This is a genomic window from Bradyrhizobium sp. ORS 375 (assembly GCF_000239775.1).
GTDB lineage: Bacteria > Pseudomonadota > Alphaproteobacteria > Rhizobiales > Xanthobacteraceae > Bradyrhizobium.
Genome location: NZ_CAFI01000108.1, coordinates 19,530 through 37,193 on the forward strand (window position 1 = coordinate 19,530; position 17,664 = coordinate 37,193).

Genomic DNA, 17,664 nt, shown 5'->3' on the forward strand with positions numbered 1-17,664 from the left:
GTGCCGCTGCTCGGGCCGGGCGAGAGCGTTCGCAACCCCGATTTGCGGGACCGGCTCTACGAGCTGCTCGAGCACGACCATCTGCCGAGCACGCACGGGTCGCGCCTGATCCAGCTGATCGTGGCGGTCATCACGCTCGACGTGCTGGCGGTGGTGCTGGCGTCGGACCCGGACATCGCGGCCAGCTTCGGCTGGCCGCTGCGGCTGATCAAGATCGTGGCCCTGGTCGTGTTCGCCGCCGAATATTTCGCGCGGCTCTGGAGCGTCGCCGGCCACATGCCCAGGCGGCAGTCGCCGTGGCGGGACCGCCTGGCTTACGCCCTCTCTGCGCTCGGCGTCATTGATCTCCTGTCGTTCGTGCCGGCCACGATTGCGCTCGCGCTCGGCGACCGCAGCCTGGAAGCGGTGTCCATCGTGCTGCCGTTCCTCAAGCTGGTGCGGTATTCGCCGGCGCTGCGCTCGCTGTTGTCGGCGGTGCAGGCCGAGCGCCGCACTCTGGTCGGCTGCCTCGTCATCCTGGCCGGCGCGGTGCTGCTGTTCGCCTCGCTGCTCTACGCCGTCGAGCGCGACGTGCAGCCGGACAAGTTCGGTACCATCCCGCATGCGATGTGGTGGGCGATCGTGACGCTCGGCACTGTCGGCTATGGCGACGTCGTGCCGGTGACGCCGCTCGGCCGCATCATCACCGTGGTCGCGATCATCTGGGGCTTTGCCATGATCGCTCTGCCGGTCGCCATCATCTCCACCGCCTTCGCCGAGGAGATCAAGCGGCGCGACTTCGTCGTCACCTGGGGCATGCTCGCCAAGGTGCCGCTGTTCTCGCATCTCAACGCTTCGGAGATCGCCGACATCATGCGGCTGCTCCGCGCCCGCACGATCGAATCCGGCGAGGTGCTGGTGCGGCGCGGCGATGCGGCATCATCGATGTATTTCATCACCGCGGGCGAGGTCGAGATCGAGCTGCCGACGCAATGCGTGAAGCTCGCCGACGGCACGTTCTTCGGCGAGATCGCGCTCCTGCACCGAACCAAGCGCTCCGGCACCGTGACGGCGACGCGCAAGACCCGGCTGCTGGTGCTGGACGCGCAGGATTTCCACGCCCTGATCGCCCGCATGCCGGCCCTCGCCGCGCATGTAAGAACAATCGCCAAGGCCCGCATGGCCGACTCCGGCGATCTTGCTATCGCCGAGCTGTCCCAGGCCGAGCACGAGGACGAGGCGGAAGGGTAGCAGACTAATCGCATTGCCCGCGCTGACCGCGGTCACCCTTCACCTCTCCCCACCGGGGAGAGGTCGGCGCGCAGCGCCGGGTGAGGGGGCGCCGCTCGGGGACTCGTAGCGTGATTCACACCTGAACCCCTCACCCGGATTGCATCTCCGATGCAATCCGACCTCTCCCTTCGGGAGAGGTGATGATCGCTGCGGCGACAGCGCGCCGCGGCTCGCTGTGGCGACTACCGCCTGACCATTCGTGCGCTCGAACAGATCTACGACTACACAGAAACGTGTTGCAGCACGCGCGCCGGATCAGATCCAGCTTGTTCGATTGACGGCGTAGGGGGTGCCTTTACGCCTTCTCCTTCGCGACCGCCGCGTCCTTCAGCTTGCCGATCGCGTCCTTCACCGCAGGGTCGAGGCCTTCGCCGCCGGCGTCGTGGTGGGCGTAGATCGTCTTGAGCATGCGCGGGTCCCAGAACTTCTTGATGTGCTCGGCAACGCCGGCGACCTCTTTGTCGCGGCCCTGGCTCTGGAAGAACTTGCCGATCTGGTTGGCCATATAGACGAGGCGTTCGGTCGGGTTATGCGACATGGGTGTTGTCCGTCTGTGGTGATCGCGCGCCGGTCTCGGCGCTCGCGATGATGCGGTCGGGGTGGGTGAAGATTTCGAAGCCGTCGTTGCGGGCGACGGCAATCAGCGTAATGCCGGCGGCCTCGGCCATGCGAATGGCGAGCGCGGTCGGCGCTGACACGGCAGCCAGCACTGGCGCGCCCATCGCGGCGGCCTTCTGGACCAACTCGACGGAGATGCGGCTGGTCATGATCACGAGACCTTCGCTCGCCGCGCTGTGCGTCTGCGCGAGATGGCCGGCGAGCTTATCGAGCGCATTGTGGCGGCCGACATCCTCGCGCAGGGCGACGATGCCGCGGGCGGGAGTCCAGAATGCCGCCGCATGGACCGCGCGGGTCTCGTGATTGAGCTTCTGCAGCGGCTCGATCGCGGCAAGGGCCGTCATGACGTCGCGCGGCGTGAAGCGACGGCCGTGGGCGACATGTGCGGCCGGACGCACGGCTTCGGCGAGGGAGTCGATGCCGCACAGGCCGCAGCCGGTGGGGCCGGCGATGTTGCGGCGGCGCTCGGCGAGGCGTTCGGCGAGCGCGTCGGGCAGCCACATTCGCAGCTCGATGCCGTCGTCCAGCTCGACGACATCGAGCGAGACGATGTCGTCTCGGCCAGTGATCAGGCCTTCGTTCAGGCTGAAGCCGATGGCGAAGTCGGACAGATCCTGTGGCGTCGCCATCATGACGGCCTGGGTGCCGCCATTGTAGGTCAGTGCGACCGCGGTCTCCTCCGGCACGCGGCGGTGGCCCCCGGTGAGGGCTCCGTCGCGCCAGACCAGACGATCCGCGATGCGCACTGCATCTGGCATGCTACTCCGCCGCCTCCACGATCGGGGCGATGCGGCGCGAGTTGCGGGCCTGCTCGTCATAGGCCTTCTGCCAGTCCGACGGGCCGTTGGACTGCGACACCTGCACGGCCGTGACCTTATACTCCGGACAATTGGTCGCCCAGTCCGAGTAGTCCGTGGTGATGACGTTGGCCTGGGTCAGCGGGTGGTGGAACGTGGTGTAGACCACGCCCGGCGCCACGCGCTCCGAGATCAGCGCATGCAGGGTGGTCTCGCCGGCGCGGCTGGTGAGCCGCACCCAGTCGCCGTCACGGATGCCGCGCTGCTCGGCGTCATGAGGATGGATCTCCAGCACGTCCTCGCCATGCCACACCACGTTGTCGGTGCGCCGCGTCTGGGCGCCGACATTGTACTGCGACAGGATGCGTCCCGTCGTGAGCAGCAGCGGGAAGCGCGGGCCGGTGCGCTCGTCGGTCGCGACATATTCGGTGACCACGAACTTGCCCTTGCCGCGGACGAAGCCGTCGACATGCATGATCGGCGAGCCCTCGGGGAACTTCTCGTTGCAGGGCCACTGCACCGAGCCCATCTCCTCGAGCTTCTGATAGGAGACGCCGGTGAAGGTCGGCGTCAGCGCCGCGATCTCATCCATGATCTCCGAGGGGTGATTGTACTTCATCTCGAAGCCCATCGCCTTGGCGAGGCCGATCGTGACCTCCCAGTCGGCCAGGCCGTTGCGCGGGCTCATCACCTTGCGGACGCGCTGGATGCGGCGCTCGGCGTTGGTGAAGGTGCCGTCCTTCTCCAGGAAGGTCGAGCCGGGCAGGAAGACGTGGGCGTAGTTGGCGGTCTCGTTCAGGAACAGGTCCTGCACGATGACGCACTCCATCGACGACAGCGCCTGCACGACATGCGTGGTGTTCGGATCGGACTGCAGGATGTCCTCGCCCTGCACGTAGAGGCCCATGAAGGTGCCTTCGATCGCGGAGTCGAACATGTTGGGGATGCGAAGGCCCGGCTCAGGGTTGAGCTTGACGTTCCACATCGCCTCGAACTGATCGCGCACCGCGTCGCCCGAGATGTGCCGGTAGCCCGGCAGCTCGTGCGGGAACGAGCCCATGTCGCAGGAGCCCTGCACGTTGTTCTGGCCGCGCAGCGGGTTCACGCCGACGCCGCGGCGGCCGATATTGCCGGTCGCCATCGCGAGGTTGGCGATTGCGATCACCGTGGTCGAGCCCTGGCTGTGCTCGGTGACACCCAGGCCGTAATAGATCGCGCCGTTGCCGCCCTTGGCGTACAGCCGGGCCGCGCCGCGGATCGCCTCGGCATCGACGCCAGTGATGCCGGCGACGGCTTCCGGGCTGTTCTTCTCCAGCGCGACGAACTCGGCCCAATCCTGGAACTCGCTCCAGTCGCAGCGCTCGCGCACGAAGGTCTCATTGACGAGGCCCTCGGTCACGATGACATGCGCCAGCGCGGTCAGGATGGCGACGTTGGTGCCGGGCAGCAGCGGCAGGTGATAGTCGGCCTTGATGTGCGCCGACTTGACGAGGTCGATCTTGCGCGGATCGACCACGATCAGCTTGGCGCCCTGGCGCAGCCGCTTCTTCATGCGCGAGCCGAACACCGGATGCGCGTCGGTCGGGTTGGCGCCGATCACCATGATCACGTCCGAGTCCTCGACCGAGTCGAAATCCTGCGTGCCAGCGGAGGTACCGAAGGTGGTGGCGAGGCCGTAGCCGGTCGGCGAATGGCAGACGCGGGCGCAGGTATCGACGTTGTTGTTGCCGAAGCCGGCGCGGATCAGTTTCTGCACCAGATAGGTTTCTTCGTTGGTGCAGCGGGACGAGGTGATGCCGCCGATCGCGTCGCGGCCGTACTTGGCCTGGATGCCGCGCATCTTGTCAGCCGCGAACTTGAAGGCCTCGTCATAGGAGACCTCGCGCCAGGGCTGGTCGATGGTCTCGCGGATCATCGGCTTGAGGATGCGCTCCTTGTGGGTCGCGTAGCCATAGGCGAAGCGGCCCTTGACGCAGGAATGGCCGCGATTGGCCTTGCCGTCCTTGTAGGGCACCATGCGCACCACTTCCTCGCCGCGCATCTCCGCCTTGAAGGCGCAGCCGACGCCGCAATAGGCGCAGGTGGTGACCGCCGAATGCTCGGGCTGGCCGATCTCGATCACGCTCTTCTCGGTCAGGGTCGCGGTCGGGCAGGCCTGCACGCAGGCGCCGCAGGAGACGCATTCGGAGCCCAGGAAGCTCTCGCTCATGCCGGGCGACACCCGGCTGTCGAAACCGCGGCCGGAGATGGTCAGCGCGAACGTGCCTTGCACCTCCTCGCAGGCGCGGACGCAGCGCGAGCAGACGATGCATTTGGAGGGATCGTAGGTGAAATAGGGGTTCGACTCGTCCTTCGGCAGCCAGGCCGGATTGGCCTCGCCGCAGGCGTCGGCGAACACGTGGTTCTCACCCTGGTTGCCGTAGCGCACATCGCGCAGGCCGACCGCGCCAGCCATGTCCTGCAGCTCGCAATCGCCATTGGCGGCGCAGGTCAGACAGTCGAGCGGATGGTCGGAGATGTAGAGCTCCATCACGCCCTTGCGGAGCTTCTTCAGCCGCTCGGTCTGGGTGTGGACGACGAGGCCCGCGGCGACCGGCGTGGTGCAGGACGCCGGCGTGCCGGCGCGGCCCTCGACCTCGACGAGGCAGAGGCGGCAGGAGCCGAACGCGTCGACCATGTCGGTCGCGCACAGTTTCGGGATCTGCGTGCCGGCCTCCATGGCCGCGCGCATGATCGAGGTGCCCTCGGGAACGGTGATGCTCTGGCCGTCGATGGTGAGAGTCACCATCTTCTCGGACTTGGAGAGCGGGGTGCCGTAATCGGTTTCGTGGATGAGCGACATGGCCGTGTCCTTATTCCCGAATGTCTATTCCGCAGCCTGCAGGCGCGGTTGCCGAGGACCGAAATCCTCGCGGAAGTGTTTCAGCGCCGAGAGCACAGGGTAGGGCGTGAAGCCGCCGAGTGCACAGAGCGATCCGAGCTTCATAGTGCCGCAGAGGTCTTCGACCAGAGCGATGTTCTCGGCGACGCGATCGCCACGGCGGATCTTGTCGATGGTCTCGGCGCCGCGCGTCGAGCCGATGCGGCAGGGCGTGCACTTGCCGCAGGATTCGATGGCGCAGAACTCCATCGCGAACCGCGCCTGCTTCGACATGTCGACGGTGTCGTCGAACACGACGATGCCGCCATGGCCGATCAGCCCCTCCTTGGCGGCGAACGCCTCGTAGTCGAACGGCGTGTCGAACAGCGCGCGGGGGAAGTAGGCCCCTAACGGCCCGCCGACCTGCACCGCGCGGACGGGACGGCCGGTGAAGGTGCCGCCGCCGATGTCATCGACGAGCTCGCCGAGCGTGATGCCGAACGCGGTCTCGAACAGGCCGCCGAACTTGACGTTGCCGGCGATCTGGATCGGCATCGTGCCGCGCGAACGTCCCATGCCGAAATCGGCATAGGCCTTGGCGCCCTCGTCGAGGATGAAGGGGATGGCGGCGAACGACAGCAGATTGTTGACCACGGTCGGCTTGCCGAACAGGCCGTGATGCGCGGGCAGCGGCGGCTTGGCGCGGACGATGCCGCGCTTGCCCTCGAGGCTCTCCATCAGCGCGGTCTCTTCGCCGCAGACATAGGCGCCGGCGCCGGTGCGGACCTCCAGGTCGAACGTGTAGTTCGAGCCCGAGATCTTGTCGCCGAGCAGGCCGGCCTTCTTGGCGATGTCGATCGCCTTGGTCATGGTCGCGATCGCGTGCGGATATTCCGAGCGCGTGTAGATGTAGCCCTTGGTGGCGCCCACCGCGATGCCGCAGATGGTCATGCCTTCGATCAGCACGAAGGGATCGCCTTCCATCAGCATGCGGTCGGCGAAGGTGCCGCTGTCACCTTCGTCGGCGTTGCAGATGACGTATTTGCGGTCGGCCGCGGTCTGCGACACTGTCTTCCACTTGATGCCGGTCGGGAAGCCGGCGCCGCCGCGGCCGCGCAGGCCCGACGTCGTGACTTCGGCGATGACCGCATCCGGCGACAACGTCAGCGCCCGGGTCAGGCCCTTGTAGCCGCCATGGGCGCGGTAGTCCTCGAGCGACAACGGATCGATGATGCCGCAGCGGGCAAAGGTCAGGCGGGTCTGCCGCTTCAGCCACGGGATCTCCTCGGTCAGGCCGAGCGAGAGCTTGTGCGATTTGTCGGCGATGATGGCGTCGAGCAGCGACGGCACGTCGTCAGCGGTGACAGGGCCGAAGCCGAAGCGGCCCTGCGCCGTTTCCAGCTCGACCAGCGGCTCCAGCCAGTACAACCCACGCGAGCCGTTACGAACGATCTCAACATCGACATTGCGCTCCAGCGCGGCCTTGTGCAGCGCCTGGGCGACCTCATCGGCACCGACGGCGAGCGCGCCGGCATCACACGGGACAAAAAGACGCACGCTCATCGCTGGGCCTCCGAGACGAGGGCATCGATCCGGGCTTCATCGAGCCGGCCGACCAGCCGGCCATCGATCATGGCGGAGGGCGCCGTCGCGCACAGGCCGAGGCAGTAGATGGGCTCCAGCGTGACGCGCTCATCGGCGGTGGTGTTGCCCATCGCAATCCCGAGCTTGGCCTCGGCGCGCGCCGCGAGCGCATCACCGCCGGCGGCCTGGCAGGCCTCGGCGCGGCACAGCTTCAGCACGTGACGGCCGGCCTTCTTGGCCCGGAAATCATGGTAGAACGTGAACACGCCGTAAACCTCGGCGCGCGACAGGTTCAGGGTGGATGCGATCATCGGAATGGCATCCTCCGGCACATAGCCGAACGCCTCCTGCAACGCATGGAGGATGGGCAAGGTTGCTCCCTCCATCTTGCTATGTTCCGCGATGATCTCGGCGCCGCGCGCCGCGTCCCAACTTTCGTACACCGGCGTCATCTTGGGCGTCATCCTGATCTCGATTCTGCGTTGCAAGCGTTTCGCACATCCAAATTGGAATTGCTCAAGATATCAATAAAGCAGTCCCGTGCTGCGATAGCGAAACGCAATCGTGAGATAGCTAGAAGTTGACGAAAAACAGGCCTTCGCGCGACGGGCTCGCGGCCGCGTTTTACCGTGTCCGGCACCCTCTCGCCGTGATAGGGTTTCGCCGTGTCCCGAGGCGCTGAAAACGTGCGGAACCGGGCTATTCAACCGCTGGAAGGCCGACCTCTTGATCGACAAGCTCGAACTGCTGCTGGCACTGGCCAAGGAGCGTCATTTCGGCCGGGCGGCCGAAGCCTGCGGCGTCACCCAGCCGACGATGTCGACCAGCATCAAGCAGCTCGAGGAGATCCTCGGCGTCATGCTGGTGCAGCGGGGCTCGCGGTTCCAGGGCTTCACGCCGGAGGGCGAGCGCACGCTGGACTGGGCGCGCCGCATCGTCGGCGACTTCCGCGCGATGCGGCAGGAGATCAACGGCCTCAAGGATAAGCTGTCGGGCGAAATCCGCATCGCGGCGGTGCCGACCGTGCTCGGCATGGTGGCCTCGCTGACGACGCCGTTCCGCGCCAAGCACCCGGAGGTCCGGTTCCGGATCATGTCGTGCACGTCGGCCGACGTGCTCGGGCTGCTGGAGAACCTCGAGGTCGATGCCGGGCTGACCTACATCGAGAACGAGCCGATCGGGCGTGTCCGCACCATCCCGCTCTACAACGAGAGCTACCGCCTGCTGACCGCGCCGGACGCGATGTTCGGCGATCGCGAGCAGGTGACGTGGAAGGAGGTCGGGCAGGTGCCGCTGTGCCTGCTGACGCCGGACATGCAGAACCGCCGCATCATCGACCGCGCGCTGAAGGCCGCCGGCAACGAGGTGACGCCGACGCTGACCTCGAACTCGCTGCTGGTGCTCTACACCCACGTGAAGACCGGCCGGTGGGCGAGCGTCATGCCCGCCAAGCTCGCCGAGACGCTCGGTCTTGCCGACAAGGTGCGCTCGATCCCGATCATCGACCCGGTCATCAACTACCAGATCGGCCTCGTCATCCCCCAGCGCGACCCGATGACCCCGTTGATCGCCTCCCTTGTGCAGATCGCGCGCGAGGTCGCGCCGAGTTTGCAGGCGTGAGGTGTGACCGCGGCGACGCACTTGCTGGTGTTACACGGCCATTGATGAGCAGCTCAGCAGGCAGCCCCTGGATTGCTTCGCTGCGCTCGCAATGACGGTGTCCGACAGTTTCCGTCGGTGCCTTGGCGCGCGCCATCGGCAGTGATGGTCCACGGCTCTCTCCACGCGTCATTGCGAGCGCAGCGAAGCAATCCAGGAATCTTGCAGCACGACCTCTGCTCCGGTCCGGATAAGACAAGCCCACTCGCTTTGATCGCCGTCGACAGCCTGGAACAGCGCAGAGCAGTGGCTGTTAGCCCAGGACAGATTCATCGCCTCGGAACCGCCATGACCGACCTCTCCATCGACGCGCGGCTGCTCGCGCCGGACAACAACCGCAACCGCTCGAACATGCCCGTCGTCGCGGTCGCGGCTGCAGCCTTGCTCCTCGGCGCGCTAGTGCTGACCACCACCATCACCTGGCGGCAGGGCGCACTGTTCCTGGTCGGCGGTGGGCTCGGCCTGTCGCTGTATCACGCGCTGTTCGGCTTCACCTCGGCGTGGCGCGTCTTCATCGTCGCGCGCCGCGGCGCGGGCTTGCGGGCCCAGATGGTGATGCTGGCGATCGCGGTCGTCCTGTTCTTCCCCGCGCTCGCCCATGGCACGCTGTTCGGCCAGCCGGTGCACGGCGAATACGGCGCGGTGTCGCTGATCGACAAGCTCGGCTGGATGCCGGCGCTGGTGCTCTGCCTCGTCGTGATGGCCGGCATCTACGTGTTCACGCTTCAGGTCGAAACCCATAGTCACGGTGAAATCGAGCCAGGCGCACGCACCGAGCTCACCGGGACGCGTCGTTTTCTCCAGGGACCATGGCCGCTGCTGTGGGGCGCGGTCGCGCTCGCGCTCGGCAATTTTGCGACGTTGTATCTGGCGGGCCGCCCCTGGGGCATCACCTCGGCCTTCGCGCTGTGGGGCTCGAAGATCGCCATGGCGCTCGGCGCCGACGTCGCGTCCTGGGGCTACTGGCAGGGCGCCCGCGCCGCGTCGCTGCAGCAGAGCATCTTCTCCGACATCACTTCGGTGATGGATTTCGGCATCATGCTCGGTGTGCTGCTCGCTGCGGGCTTGGCCGGCAAGTTCAATCCAACCTGGCGCCTGCCGCTGCCCTCGCTGCTCGCCGCCATCGTCGGCGGCCTGCTGCTCGGCTACGGCGCGCGGCTCGCCTATGGCTGCAACATCGGCGCCTATTTCAGCGGCATCGCCTCCGGCAGCCTGCACGGCTGGTGCTGGCTGGTGGCGGCCTTCATCGGCAACATCATCGGCACGCGGCTGCGGCCGCTGTTCGGGCTAACGGTCGAGCGTGGGCCGGTGCCGGTGGCGAAGCCCATCTGAAGCGATCCGCGACGGCGGCCTTCGATCAGTCGCCGCGCAGCTCGTAATGCGCGGCGTGCGGTTCATAGTGACTGAGCAGCCTGCGCGCCGCCGGCGGCACGACGGCTTCCTTCGCCGGCCCGGCGAAACGGGCGACGGCATCGTCATCGGTGAACGTCATGATCGTCATGAACTCCACCTCGGTGTCGAGCGGCCGGCGCAGGAGTTCGATGCCGATGAACCCAGGGATGGTGCGGTCCTTGATCCCGGGGAAGATCGTCGATCGCAGCAACTCCTCGTAGGCATCGGCATTCGCGACGGTGGTCCAGCCGCGCCAGATACGCTTCAGCATTTTCAGAACCTCAGACGTGATGACATTGGCCTGAGGAATTGCACGGACGAGCGGCTGGCGACTTGGCTAAAATTGCGACTCGGCGGATCTCGTTGTCCCATAGCCTTCGAGCGTGAGCCCAGTCTCTCGCGCGTCGTCCCGGGCAAGCCGCGACGCGCGCCAGCGCGTCGTGGCGCCGACCCGGGACCCATACGCCGCGGCGGTTGTGAGACGCGGGATGGTCAACGCATGTGCCTCAAACCGCTTCCTGGGGTTATGGGTCCCGGCTCAAGGCCGCCACGACAGCGGAGGCTGTCGACGGGCCGTGAAAAATAGTCAGTTGGCTTGTCGTTGGCCTGGGTTGCTGCCGTCGGGTGGGCAAAAGGCCGCCCGCGGGGCGGCACGTGCCCACCGTCTGCGTCGCGAACATCGGTGGGCACGGCGCGGGCGAGTGCTCGGCTCGACGCGAGATGTGGGCGCGCCTTTGCCACCCTACGGCGGCGCGCTTCGGGATGGCTCAGCAGCGTGCGGCGCTCACGCCGCGAACGAGATGCTCGCCGTGGCCTTGTACGCGTCGCGGGGCAGGGTGACGCGGACGACGGTGCCGTGTTCGAGGCGGGAGCGCAGGCGCATCGAGCCGCCGTGGAGCTGAGCCAGCGAGCGGGCGATGGCGAGGCCGAGGCCGGAGCCGTGGTAGGTCTTGGTCATCTGGCTCTCGACCTGTTCGAACGGACGTCCCAAGCGCGCCAGCGACTGCGCAGGGATGCCGATGCCGGTGTCGGCGATGATCAGCACGACCTTGTCGTCGAACACCCGGCTGCGCATCGTGACGCGGCCGCCCTCGGGGGTGAACTTCACCGCGTTCGACAGCAAATTGACCATGATCTGCTTGGTGGCGCGGCGGTCGGCGATGACGGGGATGCTGCCCTCGATGTCGGCGTCGAGCACGAGGCTCTTGTCCTGGGCGCGGCCGGAGACGACGCGCAGCGACTCCGCGAGCGTCTTGGCGAGATCGAGCGGCTCCATGTCGAGCTTCATGCGGCCGGCCTCGATCTTCGACATGTCCAGGATGTCGTTGATCACCTCGAGCAGATACTGACCGGAGGTCAGGATGTCGTGGCAGTATTCCTGGTACTTCTCCGAGCCGAGCGAGCCGAACATGCCCGAGCCCATGATCTCGGAGAAGCCGATGATGGCGTTGAGCGGCGTGCGCAGCTCGTGGCTCATATTGGCGAGGAATTTCGACTTCGTCTGGTTGGCTTCCTCGGCGCGAGTTTTCTCCTGCGAGTACTTCTCGGCGAGGTCGGCGAGCTCGATGGCCTGCCGCTCCAGCGCGCTCTGCGAGCGCTGCAGGTCGATGACGGTGGCGCGCAGCCGCAGGTCGTTGTCGACGAGCTTCTGCTCATGTTCCTTGATCCGGGTGATGTCGGTGCCGACCGAGACGTAGCCGCCGTCCTTGGTGCGGCGCTCGGAGATGTGCAGCCAGCTGCCGTCGTCGAGCTGCGCCTCGAAGGTGCGGCCGCCCTGCGCCTGCTGGCTGTTGTCGTGCAGCCGGGTGCGGATCTCCGGCATCTTGCCGACCTCGATCACGGTCTCATAGGAGGTGCCGGGGGTGACGGCGGAGTCCGGCAGCTTGTGCAGCTTCTGGAAGTGCGAGTTGCACAGCACGAGGCGGTTGTTGGAGTCCCACAGCACAAAGGCTTCCGAGATCGTCTCGATGGCGTCGCGCAGGCGCAGGTCGGCTTCGACGGTCTTCTCGACCAGGCTCTTCTGCTCGGTGACGTCGACGGCGATGCCGATCAGATGCAGGCCGGAATCCGTGGTGCCCTGAGAGAGCTCGCAGCGGACGCGCAGCCAGATCCAGTGCCCCTCGGTGTGGCGCATGCGGAAGCTCTGGTCGATGTGGCGGAGCTCGCCGGCGACGAGCTGGTCGGCAATCGCGAACAGGTCGATGTCGTCGGAGTTCACCAGCGCGTTGACCTCGCCGAAGGTGAGCAGGTCGGTGCGGTTGTCGAGGCCGAGCATCGCGAACATCGAGTTCGACCAGAAGATCCGGCCGCGCGACAGGTCCCAGTCCCACAGTCCGCAGCGGCCGCGATTCAGCGCGGTGTCGATGCGGCCGCGCACCGCGTCATTGATCAGGTCGCCTTCGCGGGCGCGGGTCGACTGCCAGTGAAAGGCGAAGCCCAGGATCAGCACGACGAAGCCGGTGGTCGCCGACAGTGTGATCGACAGCGCCGCGTCCGAGCCCCAGATCGGCTCGAGCTTCTCCTGGATCACGACGACGCGGCCGGGCAGCGCCTTGATCAGCTGCGACACCGCGAAGGCGGGGCGGCCGTTCGGCAGGGTGATCTCGGTGACGGCGCCCTGCAGGCCGGGCGTGGCCAGCAGCTGCGCGGTCGAGATCAGATCGAGAATGCGGTCGTTCTCGCCGAGCCCGGTGTCGACCGGCACCCGGGCGAGGATGCGGTGGTCCGCGCCGGTCACGATGACATGGCGGCCGGGCGCCGAGCCCCAGGCCGGAATGAGGTCCGGCAGCAGGGCCTGCAGATGCTCGATGTTGGCGATGCGGTCCGGACGCATTGCGATGTGGCCGATGCGGTCCGCCAGCAGATCGGAGATCGCGGCGAGGTCGCGCTTGGTTGCGCCGCGTTTCTGCCGGCTGTGATCGAGCACCTGGACGAAGGCGCCGAGGCAGATGGTGACGAGAAAGGCGATGATCAAAGTGGGGACAGCACGACGCAATACCGGCTCAGCAGTCAGCAGCCTTTGATAGGCCGGTTTCGCGATCGATTGCGCCAACCCTTTGATTGAATCAGAAGATTGGACGCACGCGTTCGCGGCATGCGCACGCGCCATGCTGTAGACCCCCGAAACTTTCCTTGGATACCCGAATTTCGAAAGAGCCCCAGCCGCTTCCGAATCAAGTTGATTTGAATCCAGATTTCTCGGGCTGTCGAGAGTCAACGATTTGGCAAAAGCTAATAAATCTTATCCAATGCGGATTTGCCATGGCGAAAAGCCGGCAGGATGAGTCCGAAGCGAGAACGCAGCGTGACATCACGGGCCTCAGCCGTGCGGCGGCTCGGCGTGACTGATGACGCGCTTCACGGTCGGGAAGGTGCGCCGTATCCCGCGCTCGATGTGATCGACATTGTCGTGCACCTTGAGCACGCTCATCGACGGCGCGGCGCGGCAGTGGAAGTTGACGATCTCACCGGCCTCGGTGTTGCGGACGCGGACATTGTGCACGTCGTACATGTCGGTCTCGGCGGCAAAGCGCTGCAGCGCTTCGGCGATCAGCGCGACGCGCTGGTCGGGCGCATCGATGCCGAACGGCAGCTCGGGCTCGAGCGGCTCGATATGGGTATCAACTTCGACGTCGGCGCCGAACTCGTCGCGGATCGAGCGCTCCAGGTCGTGGGCGATGGCATGCGCCGCGACCAGGCGCATGTCGCCGTCGACCTCGAGGTCGATGGCCACGATCAGACGGCCGCCGACGTCGTGGACGGTCACGTGATGAATCGCGAGTCCGGAGTTGCGCGCGATCACCATGATGCGCTCGCGCACGCTCTCATTGCTGAGTGCCACCGGTACCGTGGTGAAGGTGACGTCGGCGTCCGACAGGCTCTTGCCGACCGCAGCCTGGGCCTGACGCTTGATCTCGTCGACGCGGTCGATCGGATAGGTGCGGGGCACCTGCACGGTGGCGTCGACGAAATGGGTGGCGCCGACGAGACGCACCCGCAGCCGCTCGACGTCGACAACGCCGGCGACCGAGCGGATCGCGGCATCCGCCTTCTCGGCCGCGCCGTCCGGCGCGCGGTCGAGCAGGGTTTCTACGGTCGAGCGCGCGAGCCTGAGGCCGAGCACGGAGATCATGACGGCGACCGCAACCGCGGCGGCGGAATCACCCCACCAGAAGCCGAGCGCTGTCAGCATGAGGCCGGCGATGACGGCGACCGAGCCGAGCACGTCGGAGGCGAAATGCAGCGCATCGGCGGCGAGCGCCTGGCTGTGGGTCTCGTGCGCGGCGCGATGCAGCGCGCGGGCGCGCCAGAAATTCACCGCGATGTCGAGCACCAGAACCACGAACGGAATGACCGAGAGCGATGGCGGCGGCGCCGCCTCGCGCAGCCGGCTCACCGATTCCACCAGCACGCCGCCGGCGAGCACGTAGAGCAGGGCGATGACACCGAGCGCCGACAGGCTCTCCAGCTTGCCGTGACCGTAATGATGCTCGTCGTCGGCGGGCCTGTCCGATACCCGAACCACCATCCAGGTGATGATGGTGGCGACGACGTCGACCGCGCTGTGCAGCGCCTCGGAGACGAGGGCGAGACTGCCGATCAGGATGCCGACGATGAACTTCGCCGCAGCCATGCTGGCGCTCGCCGCGATCGAGATCGCGGCGACACGGGCTTTCCCGGAGTCGGCAGGGGAGACGGCGTCGCTCATAGCTGCGGATGTAGCAGCCGACGCCGCGCCGTAAAAGCCGGGATCGCGCGGCCCAGGTGCATGACAGGCTGCATGACCTGCGGTCTGGATCGCGCGCTGTTTCGATTGCTTCTAAATGTCAGGAGATTGCGTTCACAAGGTCACCACGATCTTGCCGAGGTGCTTGTTCGCTTCCATGTGCGCGAAGGCTGCGCCGATGTCGTCGAACGCGAACACGCGGTCGATCGGCAGGCGCAGGGTGCGCTGCTCGACGGCGCTCCAGATGTCCGTCTTCACCTCGTCGAAGATCGCGCGGATCTCCTCGATCGAGCGGGTGCGGAAGGTGACGCCGACATAGCTGATGCGGCGCGCGGCGTGGAGATCGAAGTTGAAATCGGCATGTGTGCCGCCGAGCCGGCCGACATTGATGATGCGGCCGAGCACCTTGGTCGCGGCGAGGTTCTGGTTGACGACGGTGCCGGACACCTGGTCAATGATCAGGTCGACGCCCTGGCCGCCCGTGGCCTGCAGCACCTGATCGACCCAGGCGGCATCGCTGGAATCGATCGCGAGGTCGGCGCCGAACTCCTTGAGCCGTCCGCGCCGCGTCGCATCGGTCGAGGAGCCGATCACGACCGAGGCGCCCTTGAGCTTGGCGATCTGCATGGCCATCAGCCCGACGCCGGAGCTCGCGCCCTGCACCAGCACGCTCTGGCCCGGCTGCAGCAAGCCGTTGGTCACGACCGCGTTGTGCATCGTCGAGAGCGCGATCGGCAGCGTTGCCGCCTCGTCGAAATTCATGTTCGACGGTGCATGAAACAAACGACCGTGATCGGCGAGGGTGTATTCGGCAAACGCTGCGCCCCCCGAGCCCATCACGCGGTCGCCGACCTTGACGCCCTTGGCGTCGGGACCGAGCTCGGCGACCTCGCCGGCCCATTCCATGCCGAGCACGGTCCCGACGCCGCCGGCGGCGCCGTGCGCGTGGCCCTTGGTCATGCCGAGATCGGCGCGATTGAGGCCGCAGGCGCGCACGCGGATCAGAACCTGCGTGCCCTTCGGCGTCGGCTTGGCGACATCGGTGATCGCGGCGCCCTGGGCGCCATAGACGTAAGCTTTCATCGCAACGGTTCCTGTCGGGCCGAGACGAGCGGCGGCATAGCCGCTGTTTCTCTGTTGCGCACCGCCTAGCAGGCGGCACGCCGCTCCGACAAGACTCCATTGCCGGCGGAACCGCTCCGCCGCATGGCCTGGCGATCAGGCCGCGGCGGACGCTTCCGCGTCGTCGAAAGCCGAGGAGACATCGCGCATGCTGATGACGCCGGCGAGCGCGAAGTCGACGATGACGGGGAGGTGGCGGATGTGGTGCACGTTCATGAGGTGCCGGACGTGCTCGAGCGAGTCCTCGGTGCTGCAGGAGATCAGCCGCTGTGGCGAGATCAGCTGAGACACCTTCATGTTGACGCCGGCGGCGCCGTGCTCGGCGATGGCGCGAACGACGTCGCGTTCAGTGAACATGCCGGCGGCGGTGTTGCCCTCGGTGCGGACGACGTCCTTGACGACGAGGGCGCTGACATTGCTGGCGCGCATCAGCTGCGCCGCGACGCCGACGGTCTCGTTCATTCGTACCGTGATCACGCGCGCCGTCTTGTTGCGCAGGATGTCTCCGACCTTCATGGCACCCTCCCGTTTGGTTGTCTCGAACGGAAGGAAGTCTGGTATACGTTATGCCAGAAGTCAATCTGGAACTTGATGTTTTCTGGGCGAATGCCCGGGAAAGAAGGTCAGCAGAGCTGTCGGATGTCCTTGCTAGGATTGGCATCTGGCATCCAGAGCGCCCAAACAGAAAAGGAGGCGCACCGGAATGCGCCTCCTGACGTCGCGGGAGAAGCCGTGGCTCAGGCCGTGCGAACGTCCTGCGCGGCGGGCTTGGTGACCGGCGCCTCCTTGCCGAGGATGAAGGCACGGCGCAGCGGCTTGATGACGAACAGCGCCAGCAGCGCTGCGGTCGCGTTCAGCGCAACGCCGATCACGAACACCGCCTGCCAGCCATACTTGGCGGAGACCAGGCTCGCGAGCGGGACCAGGAGCGAGGCGGTGCCCTTCGCAGTGTAGAGCATGCCGTTGTTGGTCGCCGCGTATTTGCTGCCGAAGGTGTCGCCCGAGGTGGCAGGGAAGAGGCTGTAGATCTCGCCGAACACGCCGAAATAAACGGCGGTGGCGAGCACGAACACGATCGGATTGTGCCCGTAGTTCGACAGTGTCAGCAGCATCAAGGCGGCGGTGCCGAACGCGATGAACATGGTGTGCTCGCGGCCGATCGTGTCGGAGATCCAGCCGAACACCGGGCGACCGAAGCCGTCGAAGATGCGGTCGAGCGAGATCGCGAAGGTCAGCGCCGCCATCTGGAAGCCAGCGAGCGTGACCGGCTCGTTGGCGATCTTGAAGTCGTGCGCGATCGGCGCGATCTGGGCCGCGGTCATCAGGCCGCCGGACGCGACCATCACGAACACGAGATACATGATCCAGAAGATGGGCGTGCGCAGCACCTGTGGCGGAGTGTAGTCGATCTTGCTCTGCGGCAGGTTGAGCTGCTTCTTGCGCGCGGGAGCCGCGTGGGTCGGCGGCCGCAGGAAGATCGCGAGCACGAACACGATCAGGCCCTGGCCGATGCCGAAGGTGAAGAAGGCGCTCTGATAGCCGCTCGAGGCGATCATGCTGGCGATCGGCACCACGGTGAGCGCGGCGCCCGCGCCGAAGCCGGCGGCGGTGGCGCCGGCGGCGAGGCCGCGGCG

Annotated in this window: 15 protein-coding genes; 4 read left to right on the plus strand and 11 right to left on the minus strand. The window is 66.5% G+C overall.

Annotation, left to right across the window (positions count from 1 at the left end):
• Positions 1-1,230 carry a cyclic nucleotide-gated ion channel gene (locus tag BRAO375_RS09690; protein ID WP_009027292.1) on the plus strand — a complete coding sequence of 410 codons (1,230 nt, stop codon included), beginning with the start codon at positions 1-3 and terminating at the stop codon, positions 1,228-1,230.
• A gap of 337 nt (positions 1,231-1,567) precedes the next feature.
• On the opposite strand, the gene BRAO375_RS09695 is transcribed toward BRAO375_RS09690, so the two are convergent.
• From BRAO375_RS09695 to BRAO375_RS09715, 5 genes are read right to left on the minus strand one after another with little or no spacing between them, the layout of a single operon-like run.
• Positions 1,568-1,810, minus strand: a complete 243-nt coding sequence (locus BRAO375_RS09695) for a formate dehydrogenase subunit delta (RefSeq protein WP_009027293.1) — start codon at positions 1,808-1,810, stop codon at positions 1,568-1,570.
• Positions 1,800-2,636, minus strand: a complete 837-nt coding sequence (fdhD, locus tag BRAO375_RS09700; RefSeq protein ID WP_009027294.1) for a formate dehydrogenase accessory sulfurtransferase FdhD — start codon at positions 2,634-2,636, stop codon at positions 1,800-1,802. Before fdhD ends, BRAO375_RS09695 begins: the two co-directional genes overlap by 11 nt.
• A gap of 13 nt (positions 2,637-2,649) precedes the next feature.
• Complete coding sequence (gene fdhF / locus BRAO375_RS09705) at positions 2,650-5,529, minus strand: formate dehydrogenase subunit alpha (protein WP_009027295.1); 2,880 nt, start codon at positions 5,527-5,529, stop codon at positions 2,650-2,652.
• A 24-nt stretch (positions 5,530-5,553) separates the two neighbouring features.
• Positions 5,554-7,110, minus strand: coding sequence for a formate dehydrogenase beta subunit (locus BRAO375_RS09710; RefSeq protein WP_009027296.1), 1,557 nt, complete (start codon positions 7,108-7,110; stop codon positions 5,554-5,556).
• Positions 7,107-7,583 (minus strand): formate dehydrogenase subunit gamma, encoded by a 477-nt coding sequence (locus BRAO375_RS09715; protein ID WP_009027297.1) that lies wholly within the window; start codon positions 7,581-7,583, stop codon positions 7,107-7,109. The genes BRAO375_RS09710 and BRAO375_RS09715 overlap by 4 nt, the downstream gene beginning before the upstream one ends.
• Before the next feature lie 274 nt (positions 7,584-7,857).
• On the opposite strand from BRAO375_RS09715, the gene BRAO375_RS09720 reads away from it, so the two are divergent.
• Positions 7,858-8,751 (plus strand): LysR family transcriptional regulator, encoded by an 894-nt coding sequence (locus BRAO375_RS09720; protein WP_009027298.1) that lies wholly within the window; start codon positions 7,858-7,860, stop codon positions 8,749-8,751.
• Between the two features lie 327 nt (positions 8,752-9,078).
• Positions 9,079-10,122: a YeeE/YedE family protein gene (locus BRAO375_RS09725; protein ID WP_009027299.1), complete on the plus strand. Its 1,044-nt coding sequence runs from the start codon at positions 9,079-9,081 to the stop codon at positions 10,120-10,122.
• A gap of 25 nt (positions 10,123-10,147) precedes the next feature.
• Here BRAO375_RS09725 and BRAO375_RS09730 read toward each other — a convergent pair whose 3' ends face one another.
• From BRAO375_RS09730 to BRAO375_RS09740, 3 genes are all read right to left on the minus strand, one after another.
• Positions 10,148-10,453: an antibiotic biosynthesis monooxygenase family protein gene (locus BRAO375_RS09730; protein WP_009027300.1), complete on the minus strand. Its 306-nt coding sequence runs from the start codon at positions 10,451-10,453 to the stop codon at positions 10,148-10,150.
• A gap of 513 nt (positions 10,454-10,966) precedes the next feature.
• A complete protein-coding gene (locus BRAO375_RS09735; protein ID WP_009027301.1) occupies positions 10,967-13,291 on the minus strand; it encodes a sensor histidine kinase in 2,325 nt (774 codons plus the stop codon).
• A gap of 210 nt (positions 13,292-13,501) precedes the next feature.
• Complete coding sequence (locus tag BRAO375_RS09740) at positions 13,502-14,815, minus strand: cation diffusion facilitator family transporter (RefSeq protein ID WP_244423151.1); 1,314 nt, start codon at positions 14,813-14,815, stop codon at positions 13,502-13,504.
• Between BRAO375_RS09740 and BRAO375_RS38840 the strand changes: the two genes are divergently transcribed.
• Positions 14,796-14,924 (plus strand): hypothetical protein, encoded by a 129-nt coding sequence (locus BRAO375_RS38840; RefSeq protein ID WP_283806063.1) that lies wholly within the window; start codon positions 14,796-14,798, stop codon positions 14,922-14,924. The genes BRAO375_RS09740 and BRAO375_RS38840 overlap by 20 nt on opposite strands.
• Positions 14,925-15,022: 98 nt before the next feature.
• Here BRAO375_RS38840 and BRAO375_RS09745 read toward each other — a convergent pair whose 3' ends face one another.
• The 3 genes from BRAO375_RS09745 to oxlT form a co-directional block, all read right to left on the minus strand.
• Positions 15,023-15,991: a zinc-binding dehydrogenase gene (locus BRAO375_RS09745; protein WP_009027303.1), complete on the minus strand. Its 969-nt coding sequence runs from the start codon at positions 15,989-15,991 to the stop codon at positions 15,023-15,025.
• A 135-nt stretch (positions 15,992-16,126) separates the two neighbouring features.
• A complete protein-coding gene (locus BRAO375_RS09750) occupies positions 16,127-16,546 on the minus strand; it encodes a CBS domain-containing protein (RefSeq protein ID WP_009027304.1) in 420 nt (139 codons plus the stop codon).
• A 221-nt stretch (positions 16,547-16,767) separates the two neighbouring features.
• The coding region (oxlT, locus tag BRAO375_RS09755; protein WP_035639792.1) for an oxalate/formate MFS antiporter at positions 16,768-17,664 on the minus strand (897 nt) is incomplete at its 5' end.

What these genes read in the sequence shown, in the direction of transcription:
- BRAO375_RS09695 (WP_009027293.1), bottom strand. Translation starts at nt 1,810, where the DNA reads ATGTCGCATAACCCGACCGAACGCCTCGTCTATATGGCCAACCAGATC.
- fdhF (WP_009027295.1), bottom strand. Translation starts at nt 5,529, where the DNA reads ATGTCGCTCATCCACGAAACCGATTACGGCACCCCGCTCTCCAAGTCC.
- BRAO375_RS09710 (WP_009027296.1), bottom strand. Translation starts at nt 7,110, where the DNA reads ATGAGCGTGCGTCTTTTTGTCCCGTGTGATGCCGGCGCGCTCGCCGTC.
- BRAO375_RS09715 (WP_009027297.1), bottom strand. Translation starts at nt 7,583, where the DNA reads ATGACGCCGGTGTACGAAAGTTGGGACGCGGCGCGCGGCGCCGAGATC.
- BRAO375_RS09725 (WP_009027299.1), top strand. Translation starts at nt 9,079, where the DNA reads ATGACCGACCTCTCCATCGACGCGCGGCTGCTCGCGCCGGACAACAAC.
- BRAO375_RS09730 (WP_009027300.1), bottom strand. Translation starts at nt 10,453, where the DNA reads ATGCTGAAGCGTATCTGGCGCGGCTGGACCACCGTCGCGAATGCCGAT.
- BRAO375_RS09735 (WP_009027301.1), bottom strand. Translation starts at nt 13,291, where the DNA reads ATGGCGCGTGCGCATGCCGCGAACGCGTGCGTCCAATCTTCTGATTCA.
- BRAO375_RS38840 (WP_283806063.1), top strand. Translation starts at nt 14,796, where the DNA reads ATGAACTTCGCCGCAGCCATGCTGGCGCTCGCCGCGATCGAGATCGCG.
- BRAO375_RS09740 (WP_244423151.1), bottom strand. Translation starts at nt 14,815, where the DNA reads ATGGCTGCGGCGAAGTTCATCGTCGGCATCCTGATCGGCAGTCTCGCC.
- BRAO375_RS09745 (WP_009027303.1), bottom strand. Translation starts at nt 15,991, where the DNA reads ATGAAAGCTTACGTCTATGGCGCCCAGGGCGCCGCGATCACCGATGTC.
- BRAO375_RS09750 (WP_009027304.1), bottom strand. Translation starts at nt 16,546, where the DNA reads ATGAAGGTCGGAGACATCCTGCGCAACAAGACGGCGCGCGTGATCACG.